The following is a 10798-nucleotide window of genomic DNA, read 5'->3' as shown; positions in this document are numbered from 1 at the left end:
CGTCAAAAAACTTCTCTTGAGAGATAAGGTTGCGTTGTGGGCGCCATGCAGGGGCCTGCCCGGATCCCTGGCGTGGCGCGACCTCGAGCGAGTCCATCTGCAGGCAAAGCTCGACCGTCCGGCGCGAGCGCCGCAGGTCAGATCAGCGATGTCAGAGATGGAGGGATCGCGAGGTCAGCGCGTACTCGGCGCCTCGTCACAGGCGGGAGGGTGGAGGTCGGACTGATCTAGAACGGCATCGCTGAAGTGGGAAACGTGTTTCAATACCGCGTTGAGTCCGTAAGACATGATACCTCCCCGTCCTGCCGTGATTGCTCACGGCAAGGTCCTGCGTGTCCTGACGACAACCGCTCCGGTAATTCCGTCACGGATGCCCTGCCCGTCTGTCCTGTTCGTCCGCTCGACTTCGCTCACCTTGCGCGTCGGGGTAGCTTCGCGACGTCTCTCATTTGCGCCTGGCGCGAGCGGGATGCGAAAGATCCCGCTTGGAGACATTCAGACAAAGAGCTACCGTTCCCATATTGCTATGGGTTTGAACCGCCAATCGCTTGTTGAAGCGTCGCCAACGTGCACATCGCCGCCGATTTGCACGCTCGCCCCGTTTTCCGATACCGCGCTGGTCTCAAGATCGTGGGCGCCGCTGACGACTTAAGGAATACACTAAGCGGAAAGACTCGCAACGAAATTGATTCACACTTGAGGCATCAAAAAACTTGACCAGCGTTAACGCCGCGCGGACTTGTTCACAGGCTTCGAAGCAAGTTTTTGGATTCGTGCACAGATTCGAAAGCGCGGAGCGTCATGTGACAATTCTCGGCCATCGCCAAAAAATTTTTACAAAAGCGTCACGCGCGTGCCGTGTGCGCGAATTTTCCAAATGCTTGTTGATGCTATGTCGATAAGTGATTAGCGAGACATCGTTTTTTGAGTCTCGTTTCACAGGGTAACTCCATCGCGCGAAGCGTCCCGGTGAAATTACGGTGTGCAGAACTCGCACGCGTGGAAATGCGAGTTAGCCCCGCCTCGCAAGGATTTTTCGCACCGCACTGAGAGTTTCCACTGTTGCAAAAACACCCGCAGCTAGAACTACGGGACGCATCATGGTGCGGTGGAGGCGAGTCTTCCAACAGCGAGTGCAACACCGATTGCAACAGCGATTGTCTGTCGAGCGACCGCTTGCGTGAATTGTGACAGCCAACGAAAAGCCCGGCACGAGGCCGGGCTGATGTGACGCGCGCGCTGTCGCTTCAACCGGTCGAATGGATCGACCAGGGAAAGCTGCACCGGTTTACTTGGCGAGCTTGGCGATCTGCGCGGTGAGGCGCGAGACTTTGCGGCTGGCGTTGTTCTTGTGAATGATGTTGCGCTGGGCAGCGCGCATCAAAGCGGGCTCGGCATTCGCCAGCGCCTTCACGGCCGCGGCACGGTCGCCGGTCTTGATGGCTTCCTCGACGGTGCGAACGGCGCCGCGCATCTGGGTGCGGCGCGACTTGTTGACGGCGGTGCGACGGGCGATCTTGCGCGTCGCTTTCTTGGCGGAGGTGGTATTGGCCATGGTCTCAATATCCTTTGCGGTACCGGTCGCGTCTTGGTCGGGTAGCGCCGGCTGCTTGACCGCGGAATCGACGCTCGGATTTAGGGTGTTCGGTTGCTGGGCCGTTCCCGGAACATGAGGCCTCGACGAGCTCTGCGCTCAAGGGGCCTGCAATTGCTCAAAGAACAGCGGCGGCAGGATTGCGCCCACCGCCAGTTGGCGCCCTTATAGAGAGGGTCTGTGGCACCGTCAACGCTTTCCAGGGCTGGAAAACCATCCCCTGGGCGCTCTGAGGCTCGCCGTAACGCCCTGAAGAGGTTGAATTTCTGCCGTCGCTTGGCTATTGGCTGGCTGGCATTATACGGGTCGTCCGATCGGACGATCATCTGGGGTGAGGCATGATCCGCGGCTTTTTCCGACTGATTGGGCTGTTGCTGCTCGCCGGCGGGTTCATCTTCATGGTCTATGACGGCGCCCGCTGGGTGGCCGACCAGACCCTGCGCTTCACCCGCTTCGGCCAATTCTGGAACGACATCAATCAGGCCAGCCAGTCCGCATTCCGGACCTGGGTCGAAGCCAAGGCGCCCTGGCTTTGGACCTCGGTGATCCGCCTGGTGCTGGACCAGCCGGTCTTCGCCGTGCTCGGCATTTTGGGCATCCTGCTGATGATCCTGTTCCGGCCGCGGAAGCCGCTGATCGGGTACTCGCGGGATTGAACTTTCAATTCCCCGACTGAGCGCGGCGCATGCGCCAGAGCAACGACATCGGCACGCAGTACCGCAGCACGGTCTACACTTACTCCGATGCGCAGAAGCCAGCCGCGAACGAGGGTGTCTCTTACCCTCCTCTGGAGGGGGAGGGTCGCTTCGCATGAAGCGAAGCGCAATGCGAAGCGGGGTGGGGTGACGGTCCCTCCACCTCCAACAGTGCCCGAGTGGAGAGATCCACCCCACCCCGTCTCATATCTCGCTGCGCTCGATATGAGCCGACCCTTCCCCTCCAGGGGAGGGTGGCACCGTCACCGCCGCTCAACGCTTTATTAACCATAACCAGTGCATCACTGGAGCTGTCTCGTTTCGAGGGATAGGTCCGGTGCCGGTTGCACGCGCGTTTCGATGGTCGATCTTGGCAGCGTCCCTGACAGCGTCCGCCGCGCTGGCCCTGGGCGGCTGCATGCAGACCACAGGTCCCGTCGCCTACGTGCAGCCGCGTGCCGATCTCGATACCATGGCCTATGGCCAGCCCTACAGCGCACCGCAGCCGGTCGTCGTCGCCAACAGCGGCGGCGGCGCCATCGCCGCGCTCAGCAATTCGTTTGCCGCCTCGCCTGTGCCGATGCCGGTCGGCTATGCCGCGCCGATGGCGCCGGTCCGCTATGACGCCTCCTACCACCTCGACGCCGGCGACAAGCTGCGCGTCGTGGTCTACGGCCAGGAAGGTCTCACCAACAGCTACGCCATCGATGCCGGCGGCTCCATCACCATGCCGCTGATCGGCGCGGTGCCCGCACGCGGCCGCACCACCGCAGGCCTTGCCGGCGAGATCGCCGCGCGCCTGCGTAACGGCTACATCCGCGAGCCTTCGGTCGCCGTCGAGATCGATACTTATCGCCCGTTCTTCATTCTCGGCGAAGTCTCCGCGCCTGGCCAGTATCCGTATGTGCCGAACATGACGGTCGAAAGCGCCGTCGCCATCGCCGGCGGCTTCTCGCCGCGCGCCAAGCGCGATGTCGTCACCGTCACGCACACCGATGCCGGCGGCGCAATGCGCGCCGTCGTCCCGCTCGGCACGCCGCTCGCGCCGGGCGACACCGTGTTCGTCGGCGAGCGCTGGTTCTAGTTCACCGCCGAAAGTCCAGCCGCCCATTCGGAAAACATCCGTCGATGCGTGCCGCATCGACCACGAGGCCGATCCACGGGCGCATGATCGCCGGGTTGGTCAAGTTGATGTACTTCCCGACCAAGTGATTGCCGCTCTCTCGCGCTGCATCGATCAGTCCGTGCCTGCGGCCGCCGTCCCAATCGAATCGCAGATAGATCCGCCCGCCTGCGACACGGACCTCCGCACGACCTTGTTTCCAGGTCTCCGGCGTATCGCCGGGAATGGTCGGATCGGCGCCGCCGTTCCAGCGGCTCGCCCAGGTGCCGTCGAGCGGATCGGACAGCGCCGGGATGGATGCCCAAGGCGTCGCATTGCTGTCCGCAACGTCGCCGGCCAGCGCGGCCGTTATGGCATAGTGCATGACTTCGGAATCGCCGGGCGCCGGGACGTCCATGGTGCCGAACGGGTTGCGGATGACGATGTTCGTATTGGCCTGCTGCATGACGCTCTCCCGGCGTGACTTGGCTTGATCGGCCAGCTCTATCGCCGGGCGGCAGGATGCAGCCACCCGATTCCTGTTTCCGTCATTCCGGGCCTGCACCGCTTCGCGGCGCATCCCGAAATGAGGAAAGGGGAGACTCGCGCGCTACGTCTGCAGATGCTTGGCGAAAAATGCCATGCTGCGCGGCCAGGCAATCTCCGAGCTGGCCTTGTCGTAGCTCGGCCGCTCGTCGCAATGAAAACCGTGCTGCGCGCCAGGATAGACGAACACCTCGACATCCGGCCGCTTCGCCTTGATGGTCTCGACGTCGCTGAGGGGAATGCCGGCATCCTTCTCACCGAAATGCAGCTGCGTCGGCACTTTCGGTGTCTCGTCGGCAAAGCGGACGATGGCGCCGCCGTAATAGCCGATCGCGGCCTTGAGGCCCGACAGCCGCGTCGCCGCGAGAAAGGCGATGCTGCCGCCGAGGCAGAAGCCGATGATGCCGACCGGCCCGACACTCCTTACGGCATCGATCGCGGCCTGGGTGTCGCGCAGCATCGCCTCCCAGTCGGGACTGGCGACGAATTTTCGCGCCTCGGCGATTTCGTTCGGCGTGTAGCCCGACTGGAAGCCCGGCGCGGTCCGATCGAAGATCGACGGCGCGATCGCAACATAACCCTCGCTGGCGAGCCGGTCGCACACCGAGCGGATGTGGTGATTGACCCCAAAGATCTCCTGGATCACCACCACCGCGCCCTTCGGTGCGCCGGCCGGATCGGCGCGATAGGCGCCGAGCCGGAAATTGTCGGAGGCCGTCAGCTTGATGTCCTGTCCCACGCGGGTTGTCCTTCTTGGTTGGTCGTCAATCCACTCTCTCCCCTCATCCTGAGGTGCGCGCCCTTGCGCGCGTCTGGAAGGATGCAAAGGCCGAGATGCAGCAGCGGAGCCTTCATCCTTCGAGACGCTTGCGGCGCAAGCTCCTCAGGATAAGGGAGACAGTCGCACTTCCGCCCTCACTCCCACATCCAGTTCTCGCCGTAATCCTCCTTCCATCCTGCCAGCCGTCCGTGACGGAATTGCAGGAACAGGCGATGGCGGTAGGGGATCAGGCGGCTGCCGCCGATGTTGCGCAGTGCGAGGTAGATCTCATTGCCGGGACGCCCCCGCACATACTGTAGGGGTTGCCCGAGCGCGCGCGCGGTTTGCCCGGCGTCCATGCCGAAGGCGAGCGGTGTGTTGTTCGACAGGGTTTCAACGAAGGGCCGGCGCGGCGGCGTGCCGCCGAAGGGTTCGGCCTGCGCTGGCGCTGACATCGATAGCAACACTGCACCCGCAGCCAACATTGCCCGCTTCATGGCCCGTCCTTGTCCGATCGTCCTATCCCGGCAAGTTCTTCAGGAAAGGCATCACCGCGTCAACAAAAGCCTTGGGCTGATCGATGTTGACGGCGTGGCCGGCCGCGGGGATCACGACCTTTTGTGCGCCGGGGATTTTTGCGGCCATGTAGTCGGACGCGGCGAGGAACGGCGTGTCGTCGGCGCCGACCACGATCAGGCTGGGCACCTTGATGTCGGGCAACAGCTCGATCACGCGGGCATCGCGCTGGGTCAGCATGCCGCGCGCGGCGAGCGCGAGGCCTTTGGCGTTGCGGTGGCTGGCGCTGGCGCGCTCGCGCGTCGCCGATTGCAGCACGGCGAGTCCTTCCTGATCGAGCTTGTCGGCGGTGCCGAGCGCCCGCGCGTTCCAGGCCTCGCGCGCATCGTCCTTCTTGAATCCCGGTCCGGTGTCGATGATCAACAACGCTCGTGTGCGTGTTGGATGGGCGCGGTAGAACGCGAGCGACATGTAGCCACCGAGCGAGAGCCCGCCGATGATGGCGCGCTCGGCGCCGATGGCGTCGAGGATCGCCGCGATGTCGCCGACGGTCAGCGCCTCGCTATAGGCCTTGGGATCGTCCGGATAATCGGACTGGCCGTGGCCGCGCATGTCCCACAGGATCAGCTTGTGGTCTTTCGCGAATGCATCGACCTGGCCATGCCACATCACCGAAGTCGAGGAATAGCCGTGGGTCAGCAGCAGCGGCGGCCCGTCGCCATGAACTTCGTAATAGATTCCGACGCCGTCCCGATCGATCTTCGGCATTGTTTCCGCCCTTTCTTTTTCTCTAGCCGCGATCTCAGTACTTCACCCTCCCTGGAGGGGGAGGGTCGGCTCACATTGAGCGCAGCGAAATGTGAGACGGGGTGGGGTGACAGTCTCTCCATCTCGAACGGTGTTTCTCGCGGAGAGATCACCCCATCCCGCTCGCGCTGCGCGCGATCGACCCTCCCTCCAGGGAGGGTAAGGGTCGCTTGCGGCAGCATTCTAGCGTGCCAAGTTACTTCGAAGAAACTGCCCGAACGCGTTGGCACTCATGTCTGGATGCGCTGCTTGTTGCGTCCACTCGCTGCATCCGCCCCGTTCTCGCAACGCACAACATGCCGCCGCGGCGCTTTCTTCGATCGATTCCAAATTGCAATTGCCTCCGCGCGCGAACGCGATCATGCTTGCGTTCAAGGCAGGCGCCAGCCCGGTGGGCGTCCGCCATTCAAGTGTTGCCGTCGTAAGCGGCTTCATGCACCGGCAGGGGAAGACGCCTATGCCAACTCTCACCATCAACGGGCGGAGTCTGTCCGTGGATGCGGCGAACGACACGCCGCTCCTCTGGGCCATCCGCGAACAATTGCAGATGACCGGCACCAAGTTTGGCTGCGGTGCCGGGCTGTGCGGCGCCTGCACCGTGCACGTCAACGGCGAAGCCGTGCGCTCGTGCCAGACCATGATCGGCGATGTCGCCGGCAAGAAGATCACCACCATCGAAGGCCTTTCCGCCAAGGGCGATCACCCCCTGCAGAAGGCGTGGATCGCCGAGCAGGTGCCGCAATGCGGCTACTGCCAGTCCGGGCAGATCATGCAGGCGGCGTCGCTGCTGGCGAAGAATTCCAATCCGACCAAGGAAGAGGTCGTGGCGCATATGGACGGCAATCTCTGCCGCTGCATGACCTATTCGCGGATCCAGAAGGCGATCATGCGCGCGGCATCCGAGATGCGCACCGCCTCCGCCACCTCCACCGAACGGAGGCCCACATGAATAAGCACGTGAAAACCATCGGCGCCGAGGCGACCGATCTCAGCCGTCGCTCCTTCCTGGTCGGCACCGCCGCGAGCGGTCTCGTGCTCGGCTATGCCGGCGTGCCCGGCATCGGTGAAGCGCTGGCTGCGCCTTCGAGCTTCGAACCGAGCGTCTGGTACGCGATCGCGCCCGATGGTCTCGTCACCGTGACCTGCGGCAAGGCCGATATGGGCCAGCACATCGCCTCCACCATGGCGCAGATCGTCTGCGAGGAGCTGGGCGCGAAATGGAGCGACATGCGGGTCAACCTCGCCTCCAATGATCCGAAGTTCAACGATCCCGTGCTCGGGGCGCAGATCACCGGCGGCAGCTGGTCGACCATGATGAACTTCGATGCGATGAGCCGGGCTGGCGCCGCCGGACGGATGGCGTTGACGGAAGGCGCGGCCGCCGCGATGGGCGTGCCGGCGTCGGAGCTCGTGGTGCGCGATTCCATGATCGTGCATCCGAAGTCGAAGAAGCAGATGTCGTTCGCCGATGTCGTCAAGAGCGGCAAGGCGACCAAGACCTTCACGCCGGACGAGCTGAAGGCGATCAAGCTGAAGACGCCGGATCAGTACGCCATGATCGGCGTGTCGGTGCCGCAGCTCGACATTCCGTCCAAGACCAACGGCACGGCCAAATACGGCATCGACGTGATGCTGCCGGGCATGGCCTATGGCGCGGTGGTGACGCCGCCGGTGCGCTTCGGCGCCACGGTGAAATCGGTCGACGACTCGGCTGCAAAGAAAGTGCCGGGCTTCATCAAGGCCGTCACCCTCGACGACAAGACCGGCACGACATCGGGCTGGGTCGTTGCGGTTGCCAGCACCTATGCCAACGCCAAGAAGGCGGCGCAGGCGCTGAAGATCGCCTATGACGGCGGTCCCAACGCAAAGCTGTCGAGCCAGTCGCTGCTCGATGAAGCCATGCGGCTGCAGAAGCTGGAGGATTCCGGCCAGTTCTTCGTCAAGGACGGCGATCCCAATGCGGCGTTCGGTTCGGCCGCAAAGGTGCTGGAAGCCGAGTACACCACCAGCATCAACATCCACGCGCCGATGGAGCCGATGAACGCCACCGCGGAGTTCAAGGGCGATATCCTGCACATCTATTCCGGCAACCAATTCGCGACGCGCTCCGGCGCGATTGCGGCGGGCGCCGCCGGGATCGATCCGAAATTCGTGGTCATGCACCAGATGTGGCTCGGCGGCGGTTTCGGCCGCAGGCTCGATGCCGACATGATGGTGCCCGCGGTGCAGGCGGCGAAGGCCGTGGGCAAGCCGGTGAAGGTGATCTACACGCGTGAGAACGACATGACGATGGATTTCTCGCGTCCGCTCACCTATCAAAAAGTCAAGGCCGGCGTGGACGGCGACGGCAAGCTGGTCGCGCTCAGCCACGACGTGGTCTCGGCCTGGCCGACCGCGCGCTGGGGAATCCCTGACTTCCTCACGCCCTCGGTCGACAAGAAGGGGCCGCTCGATTCCTTCACGGTGAACGGCGCCGACTTCTTCTACACCGTACCCAACCATCATGTGCGCGCGATCAAGAACGAGCTCGCGCACAATGCGACGCCGTCCGGGCAGCTTCGCTCGGTGGCGCCGGGCTGGACGTTCTGGGCGGTCGAAAGCATGATCGACGAGATCGCGGCTGCGACCGGCAAGGACCCCGCGCAATTCCGCATCGCGCTGCTCGACGGCAAGGGCAAGAACGACGGCGGCGCGCAGCGCTTGCGCAACACGCTGCTCGCCGCGATGGGCCTGTCAGGCTACGGCACCAAGCAATTGCCGAAAGGCGAGGGCATGGGCGTGGCCTGCGTCTCATCGCAGGAACGCGCAACGGCGAGCTGGACGGCGTGCGTTGCTCATGTCGCGGTGGCGCCGTCGGGCGAGGTGACCGTGAAGAAGCTCACGGTCGCAACCGATGTCGGCACGCAAGTGCATCCCGACAACATCCGCGCCCAGGTCGAGGGTGCGGCGCTGTGGGGCCTGTCGCTGGCGCTGTACGAGAAGGCAACGCTCAAGGACGGTGGCATCGAGCAGACCAATTTCGACAGCTACACGCCCCTGCGCATGAGCCAGGTGCCCGAGGTCGCGGTCGCCGTGATCGCCAATGGCGAAAAGGCCACCGGCGTCGGCGAGCCCGCGGTGACGGTGGTGGCGCCCGCGATCGGCAACGCCATCTTCAATGCCTCCGGCGCCCGCGTCCGGGCGCTGCCGATCACGGCCGAGGCCGTGAAGGGCGCGATGAAGGCGTAAGGCGGGTTGAGGGCCGCTTGATACGATCCGCCGGAGGCCAACCTCCGGCGGATTTGTTTTGAGGCCTTCTCCACCATCTCGGTGTCATGCCCCGCGAAAGCGGGGCATCCAGTACGCCGCGGCCTTCCGGCTGCAGCCGCGCCGTCTCGGCGTACTGGATCGCCCGCCTTCGCGGACGATGACAGCGGTGGGCGGGCTTCGAAATTCCCCCTTGTCATCAATGCCTCGCCTACTGTGCATGGGGTTGTTTTCGCCATTTTGACTGGAACCGTCCGCGGGAACCCCAAACCCGTAAAATTGCACTCAGCCCCGCAGGGTTCCATTGAGCACGCCTCTTAAGGGCCGGAGAACCTGATCCGGTTAGGCTGAACCCAAATCCAGTCCCGTGCTTTGGGGAAGCCATGACCGCCTCAGCCAAATCCGCCGCCAAACGCCGGCTTCTGCTCGCCTCCGACCGGAGCGACGGGAGCACCGAGCTCGTCAGCATCCTGAAGGCGGTCGGCGATGTCTCGACGGTCTCGACCGAGGCCATTCCGGAGCAGCCGTCGCGCGACCTGTCCGGTCTCGTCGTCGACATCAATCTGCGCTCGCCCGAGAGCGTGCAGCGGGTGCGCAACAAGCTGCGCGGCGATGCCTATCGTTCGATGCCGCGGCTGTTCGTGCTGGCCGATGCCCTGCACCACGGCACCATGCAGGCCTGGGCGTTGGGGGCCACCGACACCATCTCGCGCCCGCTTCAGCCCGAGGACATTCTCCAGCGCATCCGCGCCGCATTCCCCGATACGGCGGCCTATGACGCGACCGATCGCGGCAAGACGCTCAACCGCGGCGTCGAGGCGGCGCATGGGGTGCTGAAGAAAATGTTCGAGAAGCTGCCGCTCGGCGCGCCCCTGACCTTCGACGACGTCATCGCCGCCGAGAGCAAGATCTTGAAGGCGATCAAGCACTCGTCCTTGCGCGAATGGCTCACCACCGTCGGCTGCCACCATGTCGGAAGCTATCGCCACTGCCTGTTCGTCACCGGCTTTGCGGTCTCCTTCGCCCAGCATCTCGGCATGCGCGAGGATGACCAGCGCCGCCTGACCCGCGCCGCTTTGCTGCACGATGTCGGCAAGGCTTTCGTTCCGTCCCACCTGCTCGACAAGCCCGGCAAGCTCACCGACGAGGAGATGGCCGAGGTCCGCCAGCATCCGCGCCGGGGCTATGACGCGCTCGCAGCTCAAGGCGGCTTCCCGCCGGAGATGCTCGACGTGATCCTGCATCACCACGAATTCCTCGACGGCTCAGGCTATCCCAACGGCCTGTCGTCGAACCAGATCAGCGACATCGTGCGTCTGACGACGATCGTCGACATCTACGCCGCGCTGGTGGAAAAGCGCGCCTACCGCATGCCCTTCACCCACTCGCGCGCATTCGCGATGATGGAAGGCATGGGCGGCAAGCTCGACCAGCAGCTGCTGCAGGCCTTCCGCCCCGTGGCGCTGGGGTCGTTCTGAAGCCGTTGTTGTAATTGTAGAGGCGCGCGACGTACTTACCGTCCCCTGCAGGGG

11 protein-coding genes are annotated in these 10798 nt (G+C 64.0%); 6 read left to right on the top strand and 5 right to left on the bottom strand.

Features of this window, described 5'->3' with window-relative positions:
• Positions 1-1288 precede the first annotated feature (1288 nt).
• A complete protein-coding gene (rpsT, locus tag JJB99_RS35970; RefSeq protein ID WP_027549990.1) occupies positions 1289-1555 on the bottom strand; it encodes a 30S ribosomal protein S20 in 267 nt (88 codons plus the stop codon).
• A gap of 377 nt (positions 1556-1932) precedes the next feature.
• On the opposite strand from rpsT, the gene JJB99_RS35965 reads away from it, so the two are divergent.
• The 3 genes from JJB99_RS35965 to JJB99_RS35955 all read left to right on the top strand — a co-directional run bounded on the left by JJB99_RS35965 (position 1933) and on the right by JJB99_RS35955 (position 3373).
• Complete coding sequence (locus JJB99_RS35965; protein WP_027563964.1) at positions 1933-2250, top strand: hypothetical protein; 318 nt, start codon at positions 1933-1935, stop codon at positions 2248-2250.
• 29 nt (positions 2251-2279) lie between these two features.
• Positions 2280-2408: a peptide-methionine (S)-S-oxide reductase gene (locus JJB99_RS36855; protein ID WP_200496807.1), complete on the top strand. Its 129-nt coding sequence runs from the start codon at positions 2280-2282 to the stop codon at positions 2406-2408.
• 218 nt (positions 2409-2626) lie between these two features.
• Positions 2627-3373, top strand: a complete 747-nt coding sequence (locus tag JJB99_RS35955) for a polysaccharide biosynthesis/export family protein (protein ID WP_200496806.1) — start codon at positions 2627-2629, stop codon at positions 3371-3373.
• 1 nt (position 3374) lies between these two features.
• Here the strand turns inward: JJB99_RS35955 and JJB99_RS35950 are convergent, their stop codons facing one another.
• The 4 genes from JJB99_RS35950 to JJB99_RS35935 all read right to left on the bottom strand — a co-directional run bounded on the left by JJB99_RS35950 (position 3375) and on the right by JJB99_RS35935 (position 5981).
• Positions 3375-3857 carry a hypothetical protein gene (locus JJB99_RS35950; RefSeq protein WP_200500447.1) on the bottom strand — a complete coding sequence of 161 codons (483 nt, stop codon included), beginning with the start codon at positions 3855-3857 and terminating at the stop codon, positions 3375-3377.
• A gap of 144 nt (positions 3858-4001) precedes the next feature.
• A complete protein-coding gene (locus tag JJB99_RS35945) occupies positions 4002-4676 on the bottom strand; it encodes a dienelactone hydrolase family protein (RefSeq protein WP_200496805.1) in 675 nt (224 codons plus the stop codon).
• Between the two features lie 176 nt (positions 4677-4852).
• Positions 4853-5194 (bottom strand): hypothetical protein, encoded by a 342-nt coding sequence (locus JJB99_RS35940; protein WP_200496804.1) that lies wholly within the window; start codon positions 5192-5194, stop codon positions 4853-4855.
• 22 nt (positions 5195-5216) lie between these two features.
• Positions 5217-5981: an alpha/beta fold hydrolase gene (locus JJB99_RS35935; RefSeq protein WP_200496803.1), complete on the bottom strand. Its 765-nt coding sequence runs from the start codon at positions 5979-5981 to the stop codon at positions 5217-5219.
• A 496-nt stretch (positions 5982-6477) separates the two neighbouring features.
• Between JJB99_RS35935 and JJB99_RS35930 the strand changes: the two genes are divergently transcribed.
• The 3 genes from JJB99_RS35930 (at position 6478) to JJB99_RS35920 (ending at position 10744) form a co-directional block, all read left to right on the top strand.
• Positions 6478-6969: a (2Fe-2S)-binding protein gene (locus JJB99_RS35930; RefSeq protein WP_200496802.1), complete on the top strand. Its 492-nt coding sequence runs from the start codon at positions 6478-6480 to the stop codon at positions 6967-6969.
• Entirely contained in the window at positions 6966-9248 is a 2283-nt protein-coding gene (locus JJB99_RS35925; protein ID WP_200496801.1) for a xanthine dehydrogenase family protein molybdopterin-binding subunit, read from the top strand. Before JJB99_RS35930 ends, JJB99_RS35925 begins: the two co-directional genes overlap by 4 nt.
• Before the next feature lie 401 nt (positions 9249-9649).
• Positions 9650-10744, top strand: coding sequence for an HD domain-containing protein (locus tag JJB99_RS35920; RefSeq protein WP_200496800.1), 1095 nt, complete (start codon positions 9650-9652; stop codon positions 10742-10744).
• Positions 10745-10798: the final 54 nt, after the last annotated feature.

This window comes from Bradyrhizobium diazoefficiens (genome assembly GCF_016616235.1).
Lineage (GTDB): Bacteria > Pseudomonadota > Alphaproteobacteria > Rhizobiales > Xanthobacteraceae > Bradyrhizobium > Bradyrhizobium diazoefficiens_H.
This window is presented reverse-complemented; position numbering and strand designations above follow the sequence as displayed.